The organism is Nitrospirillum amazonense (assembly GCF_029594735.1).
In the GTDB taxonomy this organism is placed as follows: Bacteria; Pseudomonadota; Alphaproteobacteria; order Azospirillales; family Azospirillaceae; genus Nitrospirillum; species Nitrospirillum amazonense.
In genome coordinates this window covers 1,216,821-1,239,597 of record NZ_JARPAF010000004.1, presented here as the reverse complement: position 1 = coordinate 1,239,597, position 22,777 = coordinate 1,216,821, and the positions used below count along the sequence as shown (strand labels likewise).

Annotated in this window: 20 protein-coding genes, 1 tRNA gene and 1 pseudogene; 11 read left to right on the top strand and 11 right to left on the bottom strand. The window is 64.7% G+C overall.

Annotation, left to right across the window (positions count from 1 at the left end):
• Positions 1 to 14: 14 nt before the first annotated feature.
• From alr to cysQ, 4 genes are all read right to left on the bottom strand, one after another.
• Positions 15 to 1,202 carry an alanine racemase gene (gene alr, locus P5F91_RS26215; protein WP_277908687.1) on the bottom strand — a complete coding sequence of 396 codons (1,188 nt, stop codon included), beginning with the start codon at positions 1,200 to 1,202 and terminating at the stop codon, positions 15 to 17.
• A gap of 19 nt (positions 1,203 to 1,221) precedes the next feature.
• A complete protein-coding gene (locus tag P5F91_RS26210) occupies positions 1,222 to 2,724 on the bottom strand; it encodes a replicative DNA helicase (protein WP_186454679.1) in 1,503 nt (500 codons plus the stop codon).
• Between the two features lie 154 nt (positions 2,725 to 2,878).
• Entirely contained in the window at positions 2,879 to 4,195 is a 1,317-nt protein-coding gene (locus P5F91_RS26205) for an SAM-dependent methyltransferase (protein WP_277908686.1), read from the bottom strand.
• Positions 4,196 to 4,323: 128 nt separating this feature from the next.
• On the bottom strand, positions 4,324 to 5,124 hold the full coding sequence (gene cysQ, locus P5F91_RS26200; protein WP_277908685.1) for a 3'(2'),5'-bisphosphate nucleotidase CysQ: 801 nt from the start codon (positions 5,122 to 5,124) through the stop codon (positions 4,324 to 4,326).
• 232 nt (positions 5,125 to 5,356) lie between these two features.
• On the opposite strand from cysQ, the gene P5F91_RS26195 reads away from it, so the two are divergent.
• The 10 genes from P5F91_RS26195 to P5F91_RS26145 all read left to right on the top strand — a co-directional run bounded on the left by P5F91_RS26195 (position 5,357) and on the right by P5F91_RS26145 (position 14,357).
• Positions 5,357 to 5,914, top strand: a complete 558-nt coding sequence (locus tag P5F91_RS26195; protein ID WP_145610139.1) for a thermonuclease family protein — start codon at positions 5,357 to 5,359, stop codon at positions 5,912 to 5,914.
• 218 nt (positions 5,915 to 6,132) lie between these two features.
• On the top strand, positions 6,133 to 6,351 hold the full coding sequence (gene infA / locus P5F91_RS26190) for a translation initiation factor IF-1 (RefSeq protein WP_044559220.1): 219 nt from the start codon (positions 6,133 to 6,135) through the stop codon (positions 6,349 to 6,351).
• Positions 6,352 to 6,398: 47 nt separating this feature from the next.
• Positions 6,399 to 6,995: a Maf family protein gene (locus P5F91_RS26185; RefSeq protein WP_277908684.1), complete on the top strand. Its 597-nt coding sequence runs from the start codon at positions 6,399 to 6,401 to the stop codon at positions 6,993 to 6,995.
• Positions 6,996 to 7,008: 13 nt separating this feature from the next.
• Entirely contained in the window at positions 7,009 to 8,340 is a 1,332-nt protein-coding gene (locus tag P5F91_RS26180; RefSeq protein WP_277908683.1) for a ribonuclease E/G, read from the top strand.
• An 11-nt stretch (positions 8,341 to 8,351) separates the two neighbouring features.
• Complete coding sequence (locus P5F91_RS26175) at positions 8,352 to 8,564, top strand: DNA gyrase inhibitor YacG (protein WP_277908682.1); 213 nt, start codon at positions 8,352 to 8,354, stop codon at positions 8,562 to 8,564.
• A 210-nt stretch (positions 8,565 to 8,774) separates the two neighbouring features.
• Positions 8,775 to 8,850 (top strand) — tRNA-Phe (locus P5F91_RS26170).
• A 758-nt stretch (positions 8,851 to 9,608) separates the two neighbouring features.
• Positions 9,609 to 10,103 (top strand): hypothetical protein, encoded by a 495-nt coding sequence (locus P5F91_RS26165; protein WP_277908681.1) that lies wholly within the window; start codon positions 9,609 to 9,611, stop codon positions 10,101 to 10,103.
• A complete protein-coding gene (locus P5F91_RS26160) occupies positions 10,096 to 10,611 on the top strand; it encodes a hypothetical protein (RefSeq protein ID WP_277908680.1) in 516 nt (171 codons plus the stop codon). The genes P5F91_RS26165 and P5F91_RS26160 overlap by 8 nt, the downstream gene beginning before the upstream one ends.
• Positions 10,566 to 12,473: a 5'-methylthioadenosine/S-adenosylhomocysteine nucleosidase family protein gene (locus P5F91_RS26155; RefSeq protein WP_277908679.1), complete on the top strand. Its 1,908-nt coding sequence runs from the start codon at positions 10,566 to 10,568 to the stop codon at positions 12,471 to 12,473. Before P5F91_RS26160 ends, P5F91_RS26155 begins: the two co-directional genes overlap by 46 nt.
• A 555-nt stretch (positions 12,474 to 13,028) precedes the next feature.
• Positions 13,029 to 14,357, top strand: a complete 1,329-nt coding sequence (locus tag P5F91_RS26145; protein ID WP_277908678.1) for an IS66 family transposase — start codon at positions 13,029 to 13,031, stop codon at positions 14,355 to 14,357.
• 39 nt (positions 14,358 to 14,396) lie between these two features.
• Here the strand turns inward: P5F91_RS26145 and P5F91_RS26140 are convergent.
• Positions 14,397 to 14,849, bottom strand: a pseudogene (locus tag P5F91_RS26140) (IS5 family transposase); the annotation flags it as partial.
• 259 nt (positions 14,850 to 15,108) lie between these two features.
• The gene (locus tag P5F91_RS26135) at positions 15,109 to 16,230 is read right to left on the bottom strand and encodes a DUF5694 domain-containing protein (RefSeq protein WP_277908677.1); all 1,122 of its coding nucleotides are present in this window, start codon (positions 16,228 to 16,230) and stop codon (positions 15,109 to 15,111) included.
• A gap of 174 nt (positions 16,231 to 16,404) precedes the next feature.
• On the opposite strand from P5F91_RS26135, the gene P5F91_RS26130 reads away from it, so the two are divergent.
• Positions 16,405 to 16,962: a DUF3833 domain-containing protein gene (locus tag P5F91_RS26130; protein WP_277908676.1), complete on the top strand. Its 558-nt coding sequence runs from the start codon at positions 16,405 to 16,407 to the stop codon at positions 16,960 to 16,962.
• Between the two features lie 50 nt (positions 16,963 to 17,012).
• Here the strand turns inward: P5F91_RS26130 and P5F91_RS26125 are convergent, their stop codons facing one another.
• From P5F91_RS26125 to P5F91_RS26105, 5 genes are all read right to left on the bottom strand, one after another.
• Positions 17,013 to 18,692 carry a methyl-accepting chemotaxis protein gene (locus P5F91_RS26125; protein ID WP_277908675.1) on the bottom strand — a complete coding sequence of 560 codons (1,680 nt, stop codon included), beginning with the start codon at positions 18,690 to 18,692 and terminating at the stop codon, positions 17,013 to 17,015.
• Positions 18,693 to 18,894: 202 nt separating this feature from the next.
• Positions 18,895 to 19,551: a PqiC family protein gene (locus P5F91_RS26120; RefSeq protein ID WP_145610133.1), complete on the bottom strand. Its 657-nt coding sequence runs from the start codon at positions 19,549 to 19,551 to the stop codon at positions 18,895 to 18,897.
• Positions 19,548 to 21,185: a PqiB family protein gene (locus P5F91_RS26115; protein ID WP_145610132.1), complete on the bottom strand. Its 1,638-nt coding sequence runs from the start codon at positions 21,183 to 21,185 to the stop codon at positions 19,548 to 19,550. Before P5F91_RS26115 ends, P5F91_RS26120 begins: the two co-directional genes overlap by 4 nt.
• Positions 21,178 to 21,897, bottom strand: a complete 720-nt coding sequence (locus tag P5F91_RS26110) for a paraquat-inducible protein A (protein ID WP_145610131.1) — start codon at positions 21,895 to 21,897, stop codon at positions 21,178 to 21,180. The genes P5F91_RS26115 and P5F91_RS26110 overlap by 8 nt, the downstream gene beginning before the upstream one ends.
• Positions 21,894 to 22,541, bottom strand: coding sequence for a paraquat-inducible protein A (locus P5F91_RS26105; protein WP_145610130.1), 648 nt, complete (start codon positions 22,539 to 22,541; stop codon positions 21,894 to 21,896). Before P5F91_RS26105 ends, P5F91_RS26110 begins: the two co-directional genes overlap by 4 nt.
• Positions 22,542 to 22,777 lie beyond the last annotated feature (236 nt).

Below are 22,777 nucleotides of genomic sequence, written 5' to 3'. Positions count from 1 at the left end.
GTCATATAAGGGACTTACAATGCCAAACTGCCAGTGTCCCGTCGCGGTTGCGCCGCAACAGGCCATGCCCCCTGATACACGCGGCAAAACCTCCGGCCAAGCCCTGTTAGGATCTCATAGCCGATGGTGCCGGCATCTGCGGCCACGTCGTCCAGCGGCCGATCGGGACCGATCAGCTCGGCGAACGCGCCGGGAACCAGGGCTTCCGGGGGCACTTGCGTCGCGTCCACGCTCAATAAATCCATGGATATGCGGCCCACCACGGGGGCGCGGGCCCCGGCGATGGTGACGTGGCCGGAGGACCCCAGGGCGCGGAAATAGCCGTCGGCGTAGCCCACCGCGATGGTGGCCAGGCGCGCCGGTGCCGTGGTGCGGTATGTCGCGCCATAACCCACCGTGGCCCCGGCCGGCACGTCCCGCACCTGCAGGATGCGGCCCAGCAGGCGCAGCGCCGGCGCCATGGGATTGGGCGCCTCCGGTGTCGGGTTCACGCCGTACAGCGCCGCCCCCGGCCGCACCAGGTCATGCAGCAGGGCGGGCTCCCGGAAGATGCCTGAGGAGGCGGCCAGGCTGGCCGGCGCCCGGGGCAGTCGGGCCAGATGCGCGCGGAAACGGGCGTCCTGCTCGGCGGCGAGGCCGTCGCCGGCCACGTCGGCGCTGGCCAGGTGGCTCATCCACCCCGCCAGCGTAAGGCCGGTCAGCAGAGCTGGGTCCGTTGCCAGGTGCCGCGCGTCGCGATCGTCCAGGCCCAGGCGGTTCATGCCGGTGTCGATGTGGATGTAGGCGGGCAGGGCGCGGCTAAGCTCCACCGCCGTGGCCCGCCAGCGGGCGATATCGTCCAGGCTGTTCAGGACCGGCGTCAGGCCCAAGGCCGCCATCTCCCGTTCCGTGCCCGGCGTGGGGCCGTGCAGGACCAGGATGCGCGTATCGGGAAAGGTGCCTGGGGATAACGCCGCGCGCAGGGCTGCGGCCTCTTCGAGGTCGGCGACAAAGAAGCTGCGGCAGCCGGCCTCGGCCAGCGTCAAGGCCACCGGCACGGCCCCCAGGCCATAGCCGTCGGCCTTGACCACGCCGGCGCATTCGACCGGGCGGTCGGCACGCTGGGCATGGTCGCGCAGGATGCGCCAATTGCCCGCGATGGCGTCCAGGTCGATGGCCAGGACGGCACCGGCGCCGACCGGCACCTGGCTCGGAAAATCCACGGACGACACCCCCGGCTCCTCAGTAATCGTCGCCGGCACCGGCCAGGGCGTGGTGGGTGTCGAGGTCGGAGAAGCGGGTGAACTCGCCATGGAAGTGCAGGCGCACGGTGCCCACGGGGCCGTGACGCTGCTTGGCGATGATGGCCTCGGCCGTGTCGTGCACCTCTTCCAGCCGCTGCTGCCAGCGCTGGTAGCGGTCGTTGAACTTGTCCTCCGCCTCCTCCGGGCGGCGCGATGGTTCGGCACGCTCCAGATAGTACTGCTCGCGGTAGACGAACATCACCACGTCGGCGTCCTGCTCGATGGAGCCCGACTCGCGCAGGTCCGACAGCTGCGGGCGCTTGTCCTCGCGGTTTTCCACCTGGCGCGACAGCTGCGACAGCGCGATCACCGGCAGGTCCAGCTCCTTGGCGATAGCCTTCAGGCCGCGCGTGATCTCGGAGATTTCCTGCACGCGATTGTCGGTCTTGTTGATCCCGCCGCCGCGCAGCAGCTGCAGGTAATCCACCACGATCATGCCCAGGCCGTGGGTGCGCTTCAGGCGGCGGGCGCGCGTGCGCACGGCGGTGATGGACAGGGCCGGCGTGTCATCCACGAAGAACGGCACCTTGGAGATGTAGTTGCTGGCCTCGATGAAGCGGGGAAAGTCGCTGCCGTGGATTTCGCCGCGGCGGATCTTGTCGCCGCTGACCTCGGCCTCATCGGCCAGAATACGGGTGGCGAGCTGTTCCGCCGACATTTCCAGCGAGAAGAAGCCGACCGGTGCGCCTTCCTTGCCGCTGCTCTTCATGTGCGCGCGGGCGGCGTTGAAGGCGATGTTGGTGGCCAGCGCCGTCTTACCCATCGACGGGCGGCCGGCCAGGATGATCAGATCCGAGGGGTGCAGGCCGCCCAGTTTGCCGTCCAGGTCGCGCAGCCCCGTGGTGACGCCCGTGACGTGGCTGGACCGTTTGTAGGCCGCCTCCGCCATCTCGATCGCCGCCTTCAGCGACCGTTCGAAGGGGATGAAGCCGCCCTGGGCGTCGCCGGTGGAGGCGAGGTCGAACAGCTTCTTCTCCGCCTCCTCGATCTGATCCGTGGCGACCACGTCCAGGTCGTGCTTGTAAGCGGCGTTGACCATGTCCTCGCCCACGTCGATCAGCTGCCGGCGCAGGTAGGCGTCATGGATGATGCGGCCGTAGTCCTCGGCGTTGCTGACGGTGACGACGCCGGCGGCCAAGCGGGCCAGGTACTCGGTGCCGCCGATCTCCTTCAGGTCCGCGTCCTGCTCGAAATAGGCCTTCAGCGTCAAGGGGCTGGCGATCTGCCCCCGTTCCACCAGCTTGGCGATGGCGGCGAAGATGCGGCCGTTGGCGGGGTCGAAGAAGTGTTCCGGCCGCAGGAACTCGGCCACCTTCTCCAGCGCCTTGTTGTTGACCAGGGCGGCGCCCAGCAGCGCCTGTTCCGCCTCCAGGTTATGGGGCGGCGTGCGATAGGGCAACGCGCCGGTGGGGGCGGTCGGATCGGTCAACTTGGTGTCCATGGGCATCAGTGTAGCAGCGGGGGAGGCATGGCATAGCCGGCCGCCGCGCACACGGCAAGTGCAACATGCGGATGGATTTTATCCACAGGGGGATAATAATGGGGATAAGGGCGGCAATGGGGTGCCAATCCCGCCCTTAACCCCTGATTTTCCTTTATTCCGCAACCATCGCCGGTGTATGGGCGCGCGGTGCCATGGCTTCCTCTGCCTTGTGGATATAATCCCGGGTGAGGGGCACGGCGGCCAAGGCGTTGGACAGCTGGATCTGGAAGACCATATGCCCTTGGTAGCGGAAAGCGCATTCCGATCCCGCCAGGTAGAATTCCCACATCCGGACGAAACGCTCGTCATACAGCGCGGCCGCCTCGTCGGCCCTGGCCAGGAAGCGGTGGCGCCAGGCACGCAGGGTCTCGGCGTAATGCAGGCGCAGGATTTCGATGTCGGTGGTGACGACGCGCGCCTTCTCCACCGCGGGCATGACCTCCGACAGGGCCGGGACGTAGCCGCCGGGGAAGATGTACTTGCGGATCCAGGGGTTGGTGGCGCCCGGCCCGTCCAGGCGGCCGATGGAATGGATAAGAGCCACCCCCTCTGGTGTCATCAGGTCGCGCACCGCGGCGAAATATTCGGGATAGTGGGGCAGGCCTACATGCTCGAACATACCCACCGAGACGATGCGGTCGAAATGGCCGGCGTAGCCCTGGCCTTTCAGGTGGCGATAGTCCACCAGCTCGAACCTCACCCGGTCGTTGACGCCTTCGTCGATGGCGCGCTGGCGAGCGACGGCCAACTGCTCCTCCGACAGGGTGATGCCCAGGATCTGGGCGCCCGGCACCCGGCGGGCGATCTCCAGCGCCATGCCGCCCCAGCCGCAGCCGATGTCCAGCACCTTCATCCCTGGCTCCAGCCGCAGCTTGGCGATGATGTGCCGCTTCTTCAGGCTCTGCGCCTCCTCCAGCGTCGTCTCCGGCGTGGGGAAGTAGGCGCAGGAATATTGGCGGTCGCTGTCCAGGAACAGGGAGTAGAGCTTGCCGGACAGGTCGTAATGGTGGGCCACGTTGGCCTTGGACCGCTGCGCCGGGTTGAACTGCTGGGCGTACCGCGTCAGTGTCTCGATGGGGCCCATCAGGTAGTCGGACCAGCCGATATGCTGCCAGCCGCTGTTGCGGGTGACCAGCGCCAGCAGGTCATAGATGCTGCCCTCCTCCATCACCAGCGTGCCGTCCATGTAGGCCTCGCCGGCGTACAGGCGTGGCGCGAGCGCCAACTTCCAGTGCAGGCTGGGATCGGTCACACGCACGGTGACGGGGCCGTAGCTGGCGGGGCCGCCGTCGGCGATACCCCCGGGGCTGACTCCGCCCGGCAGGGCGTCCGGATCGCGCCGGCCGAATTCGTAGCGGCGGCCGTGGGCGTCGATCAGTGTCAGATGGCCGGTCTTGATAAGCGACCGGAACAGGCTGGCCAAGAGCATGCCGAAGGCTCCCTCGTCTCAAATCACCTGCATATCAAAGACATGTAGGTAGTCTGCGAGCGGGAGGCCAGGGGGTCTATTAGCTCTAAGATTTACTCAAAAGGGCAGGGTTCGTCTGTGCCTCGGCCTTATTTCCCGTGGGCGATGAAGGGACCGTTACGGAAGCCGGCCTTGCCGTAGCGGAATGGGTCGCCTTCGGGCGTGGTCATGCCGCCGCCGGCGGCCAGCAGCACGGCGTGGCCGGCGGCCGTGTCCCATTCGCAGGTCGGCCCGAAGCGGGGATAGAGGTCGGCCACGCCCTCGGCGATGCGGCAGAACTTGACGGAACTGCCGCAGGCCAGGGTCTCGGCCACTGAATAGGCCTTGAGATAGGCCGCCAGCGCCTCGTCATTGGCGTGGGAGCGGGAGGAGACGACGGTGACGCCGGCGCGCGGCTGCGGGCGGCAGGCGATAGCCTCCCGCTCCCCACCCGCGCGCTGGCGCCATGCCAGGGGCTTGGGCGCCAGGGAACCCGCGAACAGCTCGCCACTGGCCGGGGCATAGACCACGCCCAGCACGGGCTGGCCCTTGTCGACCAAGGCGATGTTCACCGTGAACTCGCCATTGCGCTTGATGAACTCCTTGGTGCCGTCCAGCGGGTCCACCAGCCAGAAGGGCTGGCGGGCCGCCACGGCCGGAATCTCGCCCCGTTCTGCCGCCTCTTCCGACACCGCCGGGATGGCGGGCGTCAGGCGGGCCAGGCCGGGCAGGATGATGGCCTCGGCGGCGTGGTCGGCCAGGGTGACGGGGCTGCCGTCCGACTTGGCGGTGGCGCCGTGGTCGCCCTCATAGAAGGGGAGGGTGGCATGGCCCGCCTCGACCGCCAGCGCCGCGATGTCATCCAGAAGGGCGACAAGGTCCATTCGGGAGAGGACGGGGGCGGTGGTCATGGGGCCAAGCCTATCTCTGTAGTGTCGCGGGGGTGATCGGGGAGGGGAATAGTGCATCGGGGCCCCGCTCAGCAACAGTCCAAACCCGGATGCCCACGCGCGGCTCTCATGCGCGCGGCTGTCCAATTTTAAGCCGCATTCTAAGGACAGGGCCATGGGGTGACGCCAACCGCGCCGCGAACCCGCGCAATGAGGGCGGCGGTCGACGGCAGTGAATGCTAGACTGGCGCCCATGAGACTGACGCTTTCCTTCCTCATCGCCGTCCTGGCCGTGTCCGCCGACGCCCTGGCCGCCCCCCCGCCCCCGGTGGGGGGTGGGGGCGATGTCATCGAAGGGCATGCCCAGGCGACGGAGGGCGATACCCTGCTGGTGGATGGGGGGGAGATCAGGCTGTACGGCATCGACGCGCCCGACCCCGGCCAAACCTGCCAGAACCGGCGCGGCGCCACTTATGACTGTTTCGCCCAGGCGACCAAGGAATTGCAGGCCATTGTCCAGGACAAGATCGTCCGCTGTACCACGAAGGAAAGCCCGCCCAAGCAGCGGCGCCTTGGTGTATGCACGGTGGAGGGACGCGACGTCGCCGGCATCATGGTGCGGGCCGGCTGGGCGCTGGCCTACACCGCCCTGACGCCGGACTATTACAACACCCAGGTCCTGGCCATGAGCCACCGCGCCGGCATGTGGGGCGGGCGGGTGGAACCGCCCTGGCTGTGGCGCGACCGGCAGGCGACGCTGGAAGCCGATGCCACCGGCAAGCCTAAGAAAAAGCCCTCGGGCCAGCCGTGAGGCCGGCCTGAAGACAGGGGCCGCCTGCAATCCACCGGGTTGCCACCCGTATGATTGGGGGGTGCGATAGGGGGCCAGAGCCACAGTGCCGCGCAAAGACGCGGGCGCACCCCTGCTGCCGCCTGGAAAACACTTGACCGCGACCGCCGGGGCCATCACCTATGTCGCCGAAATTGCGCGTATCCCGCAGTCCACCCGTTTTTTCCTGAAAGGAAGTTATGTCGAAGGAGGATTTGATCGAGTTTTCCGGCACGGTGACCGAACTGCTGCCGAACGCGATGTTCCGCGTCAAGCTCGATAACGAACACGAAGTGCTGGCCCACACCTCCGGCAAGATGCGGAAGAATCGCATCCGCGTGCTAGCGGGTGACCGGGTCAACGTCGAAATGACGCCCTACGACCTGACCAAGGGCCGCATCACCTTCCGCTTCAAGTAAGCGGACGGTCGCCCATGGTGCGCGTGCAAGCGGACGGGACGGGGCGGATGCCACGACAGCTCCCGCCGCTGGTGCTGGCGTCCAGTTCCCCGCGCCGTCGGGAACTGCTGGCCCAGATCGGGGTGACGCCGGCCGGCATCGACCCGGCCGACATCGACGAAAGCCCGCTGGTGGATGAGCTGCCGGCCCATCACGCCCTGCGCCTGGCCAAGGCCAAGGCGGAGGTGGTGGCCGCCCGCAGCGCGGGGTCGGTTGTGTTGGCCGCCGACACGGTAGTGGGCTGTGGCCGCCGTATCCTGCCCAAGGCGGAAAGCGCCGACGACGTGCGCTGCTGCCTGGATCTGCTGTCCGGCCGCCGCCACCGCGTCTATGGCGGCCTGTGCGTCATCGACGCGGCGGGCAAGGTGCGCACCCGGCTGGTGCAGACCGCCGTGCTGTTCAAGAAGCTGAGCCGCGCCGAGATCGACGCCTATCTCGCCTGTGGCGAGGGCGTTGGAAAGGCTGGAGGCTATGCCATCCAGGGCCGGGCCGCCCTGTTCGCGCGCGGGCTGGTCGGGTCCCATAGCAATGTCGTGGGTCTGTCGCTGTTCGAGACGGCGGCCCTGCTGCGTGCCGCCGGCATCGATCCGCTCTTGGCCGCGTGACGGGCCGGCCCTGATGGCCCGCGAACTCCATATCGACGTCACATTGCCGGCGCAGGGGCCCGCCTTGCGCCGCGCCGCCGTGCTGACCGACGGCGTGTTGTCGGATCTTTATATCGACCGGGTAGAGCGGCCCACCCTGGCCGGCGCCGTGATTCGCGGCCGCGTCACCCGCATCGTCGCCGGCATGAACGCCGCGTTCGTTGACATCGGCACCGGCCGCGACGGTTTGCTGCCCGCCGCCGACGTGCGCGTGCCCCAAGGGGGTGGCCCCCAGGGAGGCGGCAAGGGCGCCCCGAAGGATCGCCCGGCCGCGCGGCCCCAGGGGCCCATCGGCACGGCCCTGCGGGCGGGGCAGACCATCATCGTCCAGGTCAAGGCCGACCCCGTGGGCGCCAAGGGCGCGTTGCTGTCCATGGACGTGGCGCTGCCCGGCCGTTTCCTGGTGCACACGCCCTTGGCGGCCGGTATCCACGTGTCCAAGCGCCTGGGCCAGGGGGCCAGCGCCGCGGCGGAGCGTGCGCGCCTCACCACCGTGGTGCGCGACGCGGTGCCCGTCAGCGGCCAAGGCTGGGCCGGTGGCTGGGCAGGTGGCTGGATCGTGCGCGCGGCGGCCGCCGGCGTGCCCGCCGACTGGCTGGCGCAGGAGGCGGAGGCCTTGGCCATGGACTGGCGCGGGGTGGCGCGGGCCGGCGACGGACCGCCGGCCACGCTGCTGGCGGCCCCCCATGCCGGCATCCGCGCCCTGATGGAACAGACGGGCCAGCCGGTATCGGCCATCCTTGTGGACGACCGCGCCGCCGCCGGCCAGGACCTGTATGCGGAGCTGCGCCGCTGGTGCGACGACCGCGCCACCGACCTGCTGCCGGTGCTGAAACGCGTCCCCACCGGCCTGCCGCTGTTCGACGGCGGGGACCTGGACGGCGCCATCGCCACCCTGTTGCGCCCGCGCGTCCCCTTGCGGGGGGCCGCCGCCGGCAGCCTGGTCATCGAGCGGACCGAGGCGCTGACCGTCATCGACGTGAACGGGGGGGAGAAGGGCGACCCCCTGGCCGTCAACCTGGCGGCGGTGCCGGAAATTGCTCGCCAGCTGCGCCTGCGCAATGTGGGCGGCATCGTGGTGGTGGACTTCATCAACCTGTCGCGTCCGCCGGACCGCGAGCGGCTGATCCTCGCCCTGACCGGGGCGGTGGCGGACGATCCCGGCAATACCCAGGTCTATGGCATGTCCCGCCTGGGCCTGGTGGAGATGACGCGCCAGCGCCGGGGACCTTCCCTGCTGGACCTGGTGGCGGCGGACGCGCCGACCCCGGGCGTTTTGTCCGACGACGATGACGCCGTGATGTGAGTGATGTTGCCATGACCGACCAACCGATACTCCTGAAGCCCCGCAGGTCCCGCGCGGCCTGCCCCATCTGCGGCCGGCCGCCAGCGCCCGAGGTAAAGCCCTTCTGCTCCCCCCGCTGCGCCGACGTCGACCTGGGCCGCTGGCTGAACGAAAGCTATCGCGTGCCCGTGACCGAAGAGACGGATGAGGATGGCGAGACCGCCTCGGGAGCGGAGCGCGACTGAGTGCCGGCACCCCGCCATATCCAGAAATTTTCCAGTAAAATCAACCGCCTAAAAAAAATCTGAAAAAGATCGAAACAACAGGCTGGACAAGCCCGCCGGACTTGTCTACATACAGCCACCTCGACGCGCTGCGGACGCCAACGCCACGGCAACGGGTCACAAAAACCCACGCGAGATCAGGGACTTAGCGTCCGCTAGGTTTCTCTGGATGCCCAGGTAGCTCAGTTGGTAGAGCAGGGGACTGAAAATCCCCGTGTCGGTGGTTCGATTCCGCCCCTGGGCACCATTTTCCCGACCAATTCTCATCATTTTGTGTCGTTTTCAGCTCTAAATGGGATCCAACCTGCTTTAACTGGGATAGGGTCAGGCATATGTGAGACTGATCCGTTCGCCTAACGCCGCCGGATCGAGGGCCTAGGGCGAGTATCGTTGTTCCCCGCTACCGGTTGCGAAAAACGCGTCGTTCAGCATACCTTCCAAATCCATCTCGTCTATAGCCAGCTCAGATGGCTTTGGGCCTCATTCGTCCAGCAGTTAGTTCAGATGATCGTGGCGCGGGTTCATTGGGACGGCCTGGATCAGCTGGAGATGCCCCGTCGGCGCCTCGTTGACGCTGACAGCCATGAGATGCCTCTGCAGCCCGACCGCACCAGTGGGCAGCATATCGCGCAGCCTTTCTATGATTGCTGGACGACATCAGGGGCCGCCCGGGCATAGAATGTAATCCGAATGTCTAGCTGACGCTTGGCCGCTCCAACTTTTCCTATGAAATTTGGCAGCATGCGCCACATCCTCTCCTGATTGCGGGCATTCTGTCGCTTATACACCGTTTGGCGCAGCAGACAGCTGAGGGACGATAGATCGCCGCTAGCGCATCCTTGGTTGTTGCTTCAGATGGGCCGCCCCTATATCGTGAAACCCGCCTAAGCGCCTCTTTGCCGCAATATGTTGTTGGTCAAATTGGACAGCAGCCCTATCTATGGCAAGCAGCCTGAAGCTGCAGTTAGTTACCAGTGTGCTTGGACGGACAGCAAGATCGTGATCATGGAACAGCAAATGCCAATCTTGTCTGTGGCAATTATAGGGAGTTTTCGTCAGCACTATGATCGGGTTGTCCAGGTCATTCATGAGTTTCGAGGCGCGGGATGGTCAGTAACCTCTCCGGTTGGTGCTGATGTAATTGAGCCAGATATTCAATTCGTTCGCTTTGAGAGCGACAATCCAGAGCATTCGGATGAGGAAATTCAGACACTTACGCTTAAGAATATTTTTTCTGCAGATCTAGTTTATGTTGTGTGCCCCGGCGGCTACATCGGGCGTACAACATGTTATGAAGTTGGCCGTATCATTCAAGCACGGCGGCCAATTTATTTTTCAGAGAAGCCGAAAGACTTGCCTATATCCGTGGGAGATTCATTTCTCGTTTCTGTGCAAGATTTGGTTTCTCAGGCAACGAAAGGCATTTTTCCTGTATGGTTATTTGGAAAAGGTGATGGGGTGCTGGCTGTCGCAGAACGGGAGTTAGTAAATCATGACTGAACATAGAAGCCGTTTACGAATAAATAAGTCAATCGAGCATGGAAATAAGCGCCATCTAGTGATTTGTGGCAGCATGAGCTTCTATAGTTATATGCGGCAAGTGCAACATTATCTAGATTCATTTGGTGTTCCGTGCCTATTGCCCGATCCGGACGATGATCGCATTCTTTCCATGGCAAATGAGCAAAGCGATGCCTTCAAGCGCAAGGTGTCTTTGGCTCACATGAAGCGTATTCAAAACATATGGACATATGGCATATTAGTAACTAATTTTGATAAAAATGGCATATATGACTATATTGGACCGAGTACGTTCGCGGAGATTGCCATTGCTGCAACATCAGGAAAAGCGGTTTTTCTACTAAATGGTATTCCTTCCATGTATGAACATGAATTGATGCCTTGGAGGGTTATTCCCTTACACGGACACCTTGATCCAGTCATTAAGCAATATGAGTTGCAATGTCGATCATCTCATCAGCAGCTTGCGATCCCACTTCACCTTTGAGTGATCGGTCAGGCGGGAGAAGGTACTTTTTACATTTCTTTGATGTGCATCTTTTGGAGGAAAAAGGTGCTTCTCGGATTTTGCCAAATGTCTATAAGGAAATGAAATTAGCAATACGGTTAGCATTGCTTTATGGTGAAGAGCTTCTAATTCCCGCTTCGTCTTACTTTGAAAGCCCTTTGTGTCGAGAAATACTCGATGATCTTGGCGCAGATTTTTTAAGTTTCCGAGTTAGCTTGGTTGCTAGCGGTCAGGGGCTAGACGAGTTTCTTGGAGAGAAGTTGCGTCAATATACGGAGTCTCAGTTCCAGGGCCGCATATACAGATCAAATTCTTTAAGTCAGCTATTCCCATGGCGCGCTCGCCAGCGTAGCGCAACGGCAGACATTAAGCGCAGTTGGCGGAACGCGTTAGAGACCGAGAGAGCATCATTTACCCTCCGAAGACTTGGAGTGGATTTGCCTGTCGATATAGAGCGCCAGTGGGACGCAGTGCCTGAACAGTTAGGTGAGCTTGCATTTATTGTTGATAACATTTTTCCACTACTTTTCCCTTGGGAGCCAAATGTAGCTCACCGGAATTTATTTCACTCTATAATAAATGAGGCATATTTTCAGAGTTATGCAGATGACTATGGTGCTTCTGTTCTTCAGAACATGATGTTCCTTAATACAGGATATCGCATTCCTTCTGGGTTCCCAGGAGAAGATATAGATTATGGCGTGTGCATTAGGCGACTTCAGCGCATGGGTGTTTTAAAAATATTAGAGAGCCAACCTGTTCAGACTCTTTTGTCGCTCCGTGACGATGAAAAATTTAGAATAGCGCTGCCTAGCATGCCAGAAGGGCAGCAATTCTCGGCCTCAGAATCTGGCCTTTTGATTCCGGCACAGCCAGTCTTACTTATTCCTGGAGGTACGCCCATGCAGCGATCAGGAGAATATACGCAAGAACAATCGGGGATAGAAAAATATCGCGGCCGAATTGATTTTGGAATAATCACCATTAGAGAGGACGAATTCGAGGCTTGTTTGAGTAAGTTTAAAAGCCAAGAATTCGTTAAAGGGAATGCATATTATAATATAGCTCACATATCGTGCACTAATGGCAGGCAGTATAAGGTTGCTATCAGCCGTTCTCGCGCTCAAGGAAACGGCGAATCGCAGTCATTGGCCACGCAAATGATGAATGACCTCGAGCCAAAATGGATAATTCTGGCCGGAATTGGCGGGGCCGTGCCCTCTGATGACTACACTTTGGGCGACGTTGTTTGTGCTAGTCATGTGCATGATTTCTCTGTAAGGGCTGCAGCAGAGGATACATACGACAGTTATAATGTGGCTGGCGGATCAATGCACGTCGAAATTCGAAATTTACTCGCTCAATTGCCAGCATTCCGATCGAATTTGGGAGATTGGAGTAGTGAAGGTGCAGTTGGTTGCCAGAAGCCAATTATAGACGCTAATTCTCTTCATGAGGATAGATTTTATGGCTCCGATATCTGGAGGCAAAAAGTAAAGGAAAGCATAAAACTTCATTTCCCGGGACTCGGTACGCCAAGGGCACCCAGGGTTACCTCTCAACCTGTTGTTTCGAGTGACGCGCTGATTAAGGAGCCTTCTTTGATTCAGCAATGGCAAGTGGCCGCTAGATCTTTAGCTGCTGTTGAGATGGAATTGGCTGGAGTATACATCGCCGCCCGAAGCAGGGGCAAAGAAACACCTGTTTTGGCCATTCGCGGCATTAGTGATATTGTCGGATTTAAACGTGAAGATAATTGGACGAAATACGCGTGCTCGACTGCAGCTTCCTTTGCTTATTCTCTTGTTTCATCTGGGGTAATTGATATGAGCGAAAAATAGCCGCTTAGAGTCCGGCCCAGACTCGGATAGGTGGTTTTATGCCCTAGCCAATCTCCTGGTGAAGAGCTTGACACTGGCGGCGAAGATCCCAGGCCGTTGCGGTGTCGGTTCCCCGCTCGAAGTCATTGGCGAGGCGCCGATTACGGCCCAGCCAGGCGGAAGCCAGCACCAAGGGCGCGCCATCGAGGTCCTGATATCGGCGCCATGAACAACGGCACCGAGTAACAGGAGCAAAACCCCGGGCGCGTCAAACTGATTCGGCGTGCGTGAAGGTTGTTTCGCGGCCCGGCTTTTTCTGATTCTGTGGGGTGATGTCACCGCCCCCCGATCTTGACGTGCTGTCTGTTGCCGACCTGAAGGCGCTGGTTGTCTCGCTCTTGGGCGAGGTTGGGGCGCTGAAGCAGGTTGTATTGGAACAACGGGCTGAGATCGCGCGGCTGAAGGGCTTGAAGGGCCCCCCCCTCGATCAAGCCGAGCGGGATGGAGCAGGCGACCGGTCCGAAGCCGCGTGCTGGCGGCGGTAAACGCCCAGGCCGGGGAGCCAGGCGGACACGGGTGGTAATCGAGGACCGGGCGGTCCCCGTGGCGGCGCCGGCCGGGTCGCGCTTCAAGGGGTACGAGAGTTTCTTCGTTCAGGACTTGGAACTGCGGCCGGTGGCGATCCGGTTCCAGCGCGAGCGGTGGCTGACACCCGACGGGCGCACAGTGGTGGCGCCGCTGCCGGCTGGGATCGACGGTCATTTTGGTCCGGCGCTGCGCCGCTTCGTGCTGATGCAGTACCATCAGGGGCAGGTGACCATCCCCCGGCTGACGACACTGCTGGACGCGATCGGCATCGCCGTTTCCAAGCGGCAGGTGGTGCGGCTGCTGATCGATCGCCAGGACCGCTTCCGGAATGAGGCGCAGGACGTGTTGCGCACCGGCCTGGCCGCCGCTTCCTGGATCACGGTGGATGACACCGGGGCGCGGCACCAGGGCCGCAACGGTGTCTGCACCCACATCGGCAACGACCGTTTCGCCTGGTTCGCCAACACCGGCTCCAAGAGCCGGCTCAACTTCCTGGGCCTGCTGCGGGCCGGCCGGGAGGACTATGTGATCAACGACGAGGGCCTGGCCTATATGCGCCGCCGGGCGCTGGCCGGCCCGGTCGTCCGCCTGCTGGCGGATCACCCGGACAAGCGCTTCGCCGACGAGGCGGCCTGGCGGGCCCATCTCGACCGGCTGGGCATCACCTCTCTCAAGGTCTCGCCCGATCCGGTGCTGGTCGCCACCGAGGGCGCGCTCTGGGGCAGCGTCAGGGCGCAGGACCTGCTGGCCGACACCGTCATCGTCAGCGACGACGCCGGCCAGTTCCACGTCGGGCGCCATGCCTTGTGCTGGGTCCATGCCGAGCGCCTGGTCCACAAGCTCGACACCTTCACCGATCATCATCGCGCCGCCCAGCAGCGCATCCGCAGCCTGATCTGGTGGTTCTACGCCGACCTCAAGGCCTATCGCCACGATCCCACGCCGGCGCGAAAGGCCGCCTTGCGTGCCCGCTTCGACCGCATCTTCAAACGCAAGACCGGCTTCGCCACCCTCGACAGGCTGCTCGCCCGCCTCCACGCCAACAAGCCGGAATTGCTGATGGTCCTCGACCAGCCCGATATCCCGCTTCACACCAACGGCTCGGAAAACGACATCCGCTGCCAGGTCGCCAAGCGCAAGATCAGCGGCGGTACCCGCAGCGACGCAGGCCGGCAATGCCGCGACGCCTTCCTCGGCCTGGCCAAGACATGCGCAAAACTCGGGCTCTCCTTCTGGGACTATCTCGGCAACAGGCTCGCGGTCCCCCAAACCGTCGACATCCCCAGGCTCCCCGCGCTCGTCGCCAAACCAGTCTGACAATCAGCAGGCCGCCCGGGGTTTTGCCCCTGTTACGGCACCGACCAGCAAGCCGTTGGTATCCGTGATGATATGGCGTTTGCGACCCTTCACTTTCTTGCCCGCGTCATACCCGCGCGCACCTCCAGCCTGCATAGTCTTGGCCGATTGGCTGTCGATCACCCCGGCACTGGGGCTCGCTTCACGGCCCATCCCTTCTCGCGCACGCATCAACAGCAGATGGTTCACCCGCTTCCACGGCCCATCGCTCCGCCAGGCGTAGAAATAACGCTGAACCGTCGTGCGCGGCGGAAAGCTGTCCGGCAGCATCCGCCACGCGCACCCGCCCTCCAGCACATAGAAGATCGTTTGCGCCACCGACTGCAGTTCGACTTCACGAGGACGGCCCCGCTTGTTTGGTCCAGGTAGGGCCGGGCACAGGACTGCCCACTCTTCGTTCGTCAGATTGCTTGCATACTTCAGGTGGTCCCGCCGATACTGACGACGGGTGATTTTGCTTCGCTGCCCTTCGGGTCAGTCCGCATAACCTTGGGATCCGTTCTCGTCTTCGCAAACAGAACGAGTCACAAGTGACTGATATCGCCCAACTTATTTATGGGCCGGACTCCAAAAGAAAGATGGTTGTGATATCATCTCACTTATAGATGATAACCACTCCTAGTTATCGATAATCGCAAGAGGATGAGTTATATTTATCGTCTCACTTAAGGCTGAAAACGACATTTTGCTTGAGGCGGCGCCTGTATGCACGTCAGCGCAGCACCTCCCGCGTGTCGGCCAGGCGCAGGTCGTGCATCTGGTCCAGGTAGGCCTCGTAATACCCTTTGTGTGACGCGCCGACGATGGCGAGCAGGCGGGTGCCGGGGTGCTGGCCCAGGACGTCGCGGATGTTCGCGACCATGCGCAGGTTCCGCGTCTCCCAATACCCCACGTAATTCCGGCCAAATCCCTGGGGCGACGGCTCCCGCAGGGCGGCACCGAAGTCCGCCTGATAGGCCTGCAGCGCGGCCTGCGGCGCGTTGTATGCGCGATACAGGGTCATCAGGCCGTCTGGTTTGGCGACGCCTGCCTCCAGCCGCTCATCCTCCGCCCGGCGCGCCTTGGCGACAGGATTGTCCCAGGCGTGCGTGATGGCGGCGGCATAGGCGTTTGCGTCCGGCGGATCGGGGAAGTCGGCGCTGTGGTCATCCACGCTCCACAACCGTTCCAGGCCCAGCCGCGCCGCCAGCACGGCCGAGATAAGGTTGGTTTCGTTGCGGCGGTCCTTGGCCCGCTCCAGCGCCGCCACCAGGTCGGGCGTGAGCCCGTCGCCGTCGTGCCGCTCCTCCACCGGCAGGCGCAGCCATTGCACCAGGGCGGAGCTCCGCTCCCCCGCCGCCAGGAAGATCGCGGCCAGGTGTCGCCGGTCGGCAGGGGTGGGGGCGGCCGGCCATGCGGCCAGCAGCCGTTCCGCCTCCGCGTTGGCGGCGGGCACGTCCAGTCCGGTCGCCTTCCCGGCGGGACCGGGGTCTGGGCAGTAGTCGGCGACGGTCGAGGCATAGCGGGTGGGATAACGGCGCAGGCTGTCGCACTGCAGGCCGGACATGTCCTCGGTCGCGATGGCGTCCGGATGCCAGGCTGCCAGGCGGGCCAGCAGGGGTTCCAGCATATCCGGCCGCAACTCGCCCTTGAGACCCGACAGATGCGGCGTGCCGAGCACCAGCACCTCGTTGGCCTTGCCCGCCGGCGGCCCCTTCAACTGGCCGGGCTTGAATGAGGGGTGGTAGTCCGGCGCGCCGGTCCCGGCATCCGCTGGGATGACCTTGGCGACTGCCAGGATGCCGGCAAGCAGGGCCAAGCCCAGGCTGGCTGAGCGACGACGGACATGTGTCATGATTTCCCCCAAAGGACTGCATAGCGCTTCCGTCATCATCTTGATCGGCCGGCATCGCGAAAGGGCCGCTTTGGCGCCTGTCGTCCGGTCCGGCCATGATCCGCCGCGCCTCCTTCACCGTATCGTCCGGCGCCAGGGACGACGGGTCCTGGGCAGGCCGGGAAAGGGTTTGAGATGTGGAGACGGATTTGCGCCGCGCTGCTGTGCGCACCCCTGCTCACCAGTTGCGCCGGGATGGCGCCCAAGGATTTCGCGAGCGGCACGCCGCCGCTGGTCTTGGAGGATTATTTCACCGGCCATACCAAGGCCTGGGGACTGTTCGAGGATCGTTTCGGCAAGGTGCGCCGCCAATTCACCGTCGACATCGACGGCACCCGCCAGGACGGCGCCCTGATCCTCCACGAACGCTTTCTGTACAACGACGGCGAACGGGAGGAGCGGACCTGGACGGTGCGGCGGGTGGCGCCGGACCGCTATGAGGGGACCACCGGCGATGTCGTGGGCGTGGCGCGGGGCGTGGCATCGGGCAACGCCTTCAACTGGGCCTACCGCCTTGATCTCAAGGTCGGCGACGGCACCATGCGCGTCGCCTTCGATGACTGGATGTTCCTGCAACCCGGCGGCGTCCTGCTGAACCGGGCCCACGTCACCAAATGGGGCGTCGAAATCGGATCGGTCAGCATCTTCTTCCAGAAGGCGCCGGCGATGGCCGCCCCGGACATGCCGGATTAGAGGGGAAGGGCCAGACGCGGCGGTCCGCCGCCCCTGGCCTGGCCTTGGCTTCAGGCGGCGCGCAGCTTGGCGAAGAAGTCAGCCACGGCCTCCTGCAGGCGGGCGGATTCCTTGGCCAAGCTTTGCGAGGCACCCAGCACCTGGACCGAGGCGGCTGCGGTCTCTTCCGAGGCCTCGGCCACTGCGCCGATGTTGTTGGAGACCAGTACCGTGCCCTTGGAGGCTTCGCTCACGTTGCGGGTGATTTCCCGCGTGGCCGCACCCTGCTCCTCCACCGCGGCGGCGATGACGGAGGTGCCGGCGCCGATGTCGCGGATGGTGGACTGGATCTGGCGGATGGCGCTGACGGCGTCCGTCGTCTCCTGCTGGATGGCGGCCACCTGGGCGCCGATGTCCTCGGTCGCCTTGGCGGTCTGGTTGGCCAGGGCCTTCACTTCGGTGGCGACGACGGCGAAGCCCTTGCCGGCCTCACCCGCCCGGGCCGCCTCGATGGTGGCGTTCAGCGCCAGCAGGTTGGTCTGGCTGGCGATTTCGCGGATCAGGCTGATCACCGCCTCGATGCGCTGGGCGCCCTCGGCCAGACCGTTCACGGTGGCGTCGGTCCGCTCGGCCTGGCGCACGGCCTCGTCGGCCACGGTGGCGGACTGCAGGGCCTGGCGGCTGATCTCGCCGATGGAGGCCGTCAGCTCCTCCGTGGCGGCGGCGACCGTCTGCACGTTGGTGGAGGCCTCTTCGGCGCCCGTGGCCACGGCCTGGACCTGGCGGCGGTTGCCGTCCACGATCTGGGTCAGGCGGGCGGCCGTCTGGCCCAGTTCCTCCGACGCGTGGGCGACGAAGTTGACCAGCTCGGTGGAGACCTTGTCGAACTCCTCAATGTACTGCTCGCGCAGGCGCACCCGCGCCTCGCGGCGCAACTGTTCCTGCCGGGCCTGCTCCGCCAACTCATCGGCGCGGATCATGCTGTCGCGGAAGACGGCGACGGCGGCGGCCATGCGGCCGATCTCGTCCAGGCGGTCGGCGCCGGGGATCTGCACCGACAGGTCATGGTCGGCCAGGCGGCCCATGGCGCCCGTCATGTCATCCAGCGGCTTGGACACCAGGCGGATCAGCGCGAAGCCGGCCAGGCCACCCAGCGCCAGCGACAGGATCAGCGCGCCGATGACCACCGCCTTGGCGGTCTGATAACTGTCGCGGTTGGCCTTGGCGGCCTCGTCCGCGCCCTTCATGTTAACGTCGGCGTCGGTCTTCAACGCCTGGCGCAACTTGGTGAAGGTGTCGATCATCTCCCCCCGGAAGGAGGCGACGGCCTCGTCCAACTTGCCGTCGTGGGCGGTGGCCAGCAGCTTGTCATGCAGGCCCAGATAGGTCTTCCAGATGCGCTGGATGTCGTCCGCCGCGGCGCGTTCCTCGCCGGCGCCGATCAGCGGCTGGTACGCCGTCCAGGACTTGTCGAAGTCCGCCAGGGTCGCGGCGAAGCGCTTTTCCACCTCTTCCCGCATGGCCGGTTCCTTGACCAGCAGATAGGAGCCCTCCAGCGAGCGGAAGCGCTCCGTCGCCTGGACGATCTGTCCCACCGCACGGGTGGAGGGCAGCCAGTCGTCACGGATATCCATCGCGGAGGCGTTCATGCGTGCGGCCTGCATCATGGCGACCACGCCCAGGATCAGGGTGATGCCCAGGACGGCGCTGAACGCCAGGATCACCTTGTGGCGGATGGACAAGTTTTTCATGGCCTTCGACGCTCCTCACCCTAGCGGGGGCCCTCAACGCGGGTGCCCCCCAAAAATCAGGGCGCCATCGCCATCAATTGGTCCTCGACCAGACAGCTTGAGGACTTTCGGAGGGACGGCGCCATGAAGCCGAATACTCCGTTAAGCATATTAAGGATCGGTAAAGCGCGGACCTATGCTGTGGGTTAGGATGCCAATCCCCTCAGTTCGCGCCGCCGGCGCAGGGGGACGCAGCGCCAGGCGCCGCCGCGTCCAGGCGGCCCAGGCTGTCGGCCACGGCGGCGGCCAGCTGCGCCGCGCCATTGGACAGGGCGGCGGCGGCCGCGTCGGATGAGGCGGCGGCCACCGGCAGGCTGAAACCGGCGCGGCAGGTGGAGGCGGCCCCCTGGGGCAGGCGCCGCATGGTCCAGCTGCCGTCCACCACGGCGGTGCCGCCGGGGGTGGCGTCGAACCGCTCGATGCGCAGGGCCAAGCGGTACTGCGGCGGGCCATTGGGGGCGGGGGCCACGGGCGCCTGATAGATGTCGGTGGCGCGCAGCCGCTGCCACAGGGCGTTGGCCAGCGCCAGCCGCATCTCATCCGCCACCGGGGCCGCCCAGCGGTCGTCGTCGCGCACGTCCAGCCGGCCGCCCGCATCGGTCAGCACCAGCTGGGTGCGGTTCAGCCGCTCCGGCACCGTCACGGGCAACACCTCCACCAACACCCGCGCGGCGCCGGTCGCGGGCGCGTCGGCCGGCTGCGGGGCCAGCGCGTGGTAGCGGATGGGGGTGGAACCGCCGCAACCGGCCAGCAGGACCAGGCCCGTCAGGCCGGCAAGGGCGGAAAGGGAACGGGGGAACGGGGCGGGGTTCGTGCTCATTCGTCCTTGTCCTTCCGGCCGCGCACCAGGGATTCCGGGTGGCGTTCCAGGCTGTCGCTCAATGCTTTAAGGGACCGGGTGGCGTCCATGACGCCCTTCAGGGCCTGGCGGGTGTCCTGCTGCAGCGGGGCGTCCGGCGCGACGCTGGCCTGGGTGGCGGCCAGGGTCTGTTCCATCTGCTTCAGGCTGTCGCGGATTTCGGGCAGCACGTCGTGGTCGGCATGCTGCACCAGCTCGTCGATATGGCGGGTGGCGCCGTCCACGCTGGCCAGCGCCTTGCGCGCGTTCTCGCCGATGGCGTCGAAGGGGATCTTGTCCAGCTTGGCCACGATCTCCTGCACCTTCTGGTACAGCTCCTCCAGATCGCCCGGCACGGTGGGCAGTTCCACGGGATCGGTGTTGGGGTTAAACTGCACCGGCGGCGCCTTGGGCATGAAGTCCACCGCCACATACAGCTGCCCGGTCAGGAAGCTGCCGGTGCGCAGCTGGGCGCGCAGGCCCCGGTTCACCAGTTCTGCCAGGCGCTGCATCCGGGCGGCGCGCTCGCTTTCCGGCGGCAGCGTCTGCTCGAACGAAGCCAGACGGTCCGGGAAGATGTTGACCATGACGCGGGAGGTGAAGTCCTGCGTGGCCGGGTCGTAGTCGATACCCACCCCGGTGACGTTGCCGATCTCCACCCCGCGGAAATCCACCGGCGCGCCCACGGTCAGCCCGCGGATGGACTGGTGGAAGCGCATCACCATGGCTACGTGGTAGCCCTCCGGCGCCTTCATGGCGTCGACATGGTTGGCGGCCAGCCAGAACTGGCTGCCGGCCGCCGCCGGGGTCATGGGCGTGTCCGGCGGATCCTCGAAAGCGATGCCCCCCATCAGGATGGTGGCCAGCGCCTCGGTATCCACCTTAAGGCCCGAGCCGTCGATGCGCACGTCCACGCCGCTGGCGTGCCAGAACTTGCTGTCCTTGGTGATGAAATGGTCGTAAGGCGACTTGATGAAGACATGCAGGGTGATGTGGCGGCCATCCTCATCCAGGGTGTAGCGCTCGACATGGCCCACGGGGATGCGCTTGTAGTAGACGGGCGATCCCGCCGCCAGCGAGCCGATGTCGTCGGTGTGCAGCACATAGCGCTGCCCCGGCACGTCGGAAGCCACCACCGGCGGATCCTCCAGCCCGGTGAACTCCTTGCGGGGGTTGTCCGACTTGCCGGCATCGACGCCGATGTAGGACCCGGACAGCAGGGTATTCAAGCCGGAGACGCCCGTCTCGGCGAAGCGTGGGCGTACCACCCAGAAACGGCTGTCGTCCACGGCGAAGCCCTTGGCGTCCTTGGTCAGCTCCACCGTCACCAGCACCCGGGCGTGGTCGTCGGTGAGGGTGACGCCCTTGACCTCGCCGATGTCCACGTCCTTGAACTTCACCTTGGTCTTGCCCGGCTCGATGCCGTCCGCGGTCAGGAAGCTGATGGTGATGCTGGGGCCTTTCATCCAAACCGTCTTCACCACCAGGGTCAGGCCCACGATGGCGGCGATGGCCGGGATCAGCCATACCAAGGACGGGATCCAGCGGCGGCCCGAGTCCACCACCGGTTCCGGCAGGTCGTCCTGATGGGGGGCGGGGGGCGTGGTTTCAGCCATGGCGGGTTCCGAAGACTAGTCGTTTCTTGGGATCGCGCCCCCTGCGCGGGCGGTGGGCGCGATCCCAGATCATGCGGGGGTCGAAGCTGTGGGCGGCCAGCATGGTCAGCACCACCACGGCGCCGAAGGCGGCCGCACCCGGGCCGGCCTGGATGACGGCCAGCCCCTGGAAGTGCACCAGGCCCACCATCAGGGCCACGACGAACACGTCCAGCATGGACCAGCGGCCGACGAACTCGACGATGCGGTAAAGGCGGGCGCGCTGGTCGGCGCGGCTTCGCGCGCCGCGCTGGATGGACACGGCCAGGGTGCTGAGCGTCGCCAGCTTCAGCAGCGGTACCAGGATGCTGACGGTGAAGATCAGCACCGCCAGTTCGGGCGAGCCGGTGTTCCAGAAATAGAGGATGCCGGACAGGATGGTGTCGTTCTGGGTGCTGAGCAGGGTGGAGGTCTGCATCACCGGGAAGGCGTTGGCCGGGATGTACAGGATGGCGGCCGCGATCAGCAGCGCCCAGGTGCGTGACAGGCTGTCCACCTTGCGCGGGTGCAGCCGCCCGGCGCACCGGGGGCAGCGGACGCGGCCATCACCGTATCCATCCCGGGCGGCCGTGTCGCGGCATACCAGATGGCAGTGCGGACAGGCGACCAAACCCGCTTGCGCCGCCGTGGTCACGCGTGCTTCCGAAGAGGAGGTGGTCGGTGCCGCGCTCATGGATGCACCGATTGTTTGGGCCGGAGGCGCCGCCTTGGCCGCACGACGACACGTTCGCCCGCGCGCCACAGGCTGCGCAGGTCCAGCGACAGGATGACCGCCAGCAGGACGGTCAGCAGGCCGAAGGCCCACAGCGCGATGCCCGGCACCACCTCGGCCATGTTGGACAGCTTCACCAGGGCCACGACGATGCCCAGCATGAACACCTCGATCATGCCCCAGGGCCGCAGCGCCTGCAGGAAGCGCAGCATGGGGGCGAAGGCCAGGGCTGGCCGGTCCCGCCGGATCATGAGCAGCAGGGCGAACAGGACGCCCAAATCCACCAGGGGGAACAGCTGGGTGGTGGCGAAGACCAGGACGGCCACGATCTCCCGCCCCTCCCGCCACAGGGCCAGCACGCTGCCGACCAGGGTGGTGCTGTTGCTGCGCCCCTGGATCTCAAGGTCGACGATGGGGAAGCTGTTGGCGATCAGGTAGATCAGGATGGCGGCGGTCACCAGCGCCAGCTGGTGGTCCGGTTCCAGGTAGGAGCGGCGGTAGAGCACGGCCCCGCAGCGCACGCATCGGGCCTTGGTGCCGGGCGCCAGCTCACGCCGTTCGTGCAGGGCGTCGCATTCAGGACAGGCGACCAGGGAGTCGGTCACAGGGGATGCCAGTTCGTCGTCATGGTTCGGCCCCGGTGCATGGCCGTTGCCGCGTTGGCCTTCATGGTGAGCGGCTTGCCGCTGCCACGATAGCCCGGCTTCCTGAATAGCACCATCGGGTGGGCGGGTGCGAACCCGATGCTGTTCGGGGGAGGCCGGTCGATGTAGCGGTCGTGCAACGGATAGGCCCTGCGCTGCCGCCACATGGGGCGGGCGGGTGCGCTGATAATTCCCTG

Excerpts from the sequence above, each read along its gene's own strand:
- P5F91_RS26210 (WP_186454679.1), bottom strand. The coding sequence starts at position 2,724 with ATGGACACCAAGTTGACCGATCCGACCGCCCCCACCGGCGCGTTGCCC.
- P5F91_RS26205 (WP_277908686.1), bottom strand. The coding sequence starts at position 4,195 with ATGCTCTTGGCCAGCCTGTTCCGGTCGCTTATCAAGACCGGCCATCTG.
- cysQ (WP_277908685.1), bottom strand. The coding sequence starts at position 5,124 with ATGACCACCGCCCCCGTCCTCTCCCGAATGGACCTTGTCGCCCTTCTG.
- P5F91_RS26195 (WP_145610139.1), top strand. The coding sequence starts at position 5,357 with ATGAGACTGACGCTTTCCTTCCTCATCGCCGTCCTGGCCGTGTCCGCC.
- infA (WP_044559220.1), top strand. The coding sequence starts at position 6,133 with ATGTCGAAGGAGGATTTGATCGAGTTTTCCGGCACGGTGACCGAACTG.
- P5F91_RS26185 (WP_277908684.1), top strand. The coding sequence starts at position 6,399 with ATGCCACGACAGCTCCCGCCGCTGGTGCTGGCGTCCAGTTCCCCGCGC.
- P5F91_RS26180 (WP_277908683.1), top strand. The coding sequence starts at position 7,009 with ATGGCCCGCGAACTCCATATCGACGTCACATTGCCGGCGCAGGGGCCC.
- P5F91_RS26175 (WP_277908682.1), top strand. The coding sequence starts at position 8,352 with ATGACCGACCAACCGATACTCCTGAAGCCCCGCAGGTCCCGCGCGGCC.
- P5F91_RS26165 (WP_277908681.1), top strand. The coding sequence starts at position 9,609 with ATGGAACAGCAAATGCCAATCTTGTCTGTGGCAATTATAGGGAGTTTT.
- P5F91_RS26160 (WP_277908680.1), top strand. The coding sequence starts at position 10,096 with ATGACTGAACATAGAAGCCGTTTACGAATAAATAAGTCAATCGAGCAT.
- P5F91_RS26155 (WP_277908679.1), top strand. The coding sequence starts at position 10,566 with ATGTCGATCATCTCATCAGCAGCTTGCGATCCCACTTCACCTTTGAGT.
- P5F91_RS26135 (WP_277908677.1), bottom strand. The coding sequence starts at position 16,230 with ATGACACATGTCCGTCGTCGCTCAGCCAGCCTGGGCTTGGCCCTGCTT.
- P5F91_RS26130 (WP_277908676.1), top strand. The coding sequence starts at position 16,405 with ATGTGGAGACGGATTTGCGCCGCGCTGCTGTGCGCACCCCTGCTCACC.
- P5F91_RS26125 (WP_277908675.1), bottom strand. The coding sequence starts at position 18,692 with ATGAAAAACTTGTCCATCCGCCACAAGGTGATCCTGGCGTTCAGCGCC.
- P5F91_RS26120 (WP_145610133.1), bottom strand. The coding sequence starts at position 19,551 with ATGAGCACGAACCCCGCCCCGTTCCCCCGTTCCCTTTCCGCCCTTGCC.
- P5F91_RS26115 (WP_145610132.1), bottom strand. The coding sequence starts at position 21,185 with ATGGCTGAAACCACGCCCCCCGCCCCCCATCAGGACGACCTGCCGGAA.
- P5F91_RS26110 (WP_145610131.1), bottom strand. The coding sequence starts at position 21,897 with ATGAGCGCGGCACCGACCACCTCCTCTTCGGAAGCACGCGTGACCACG.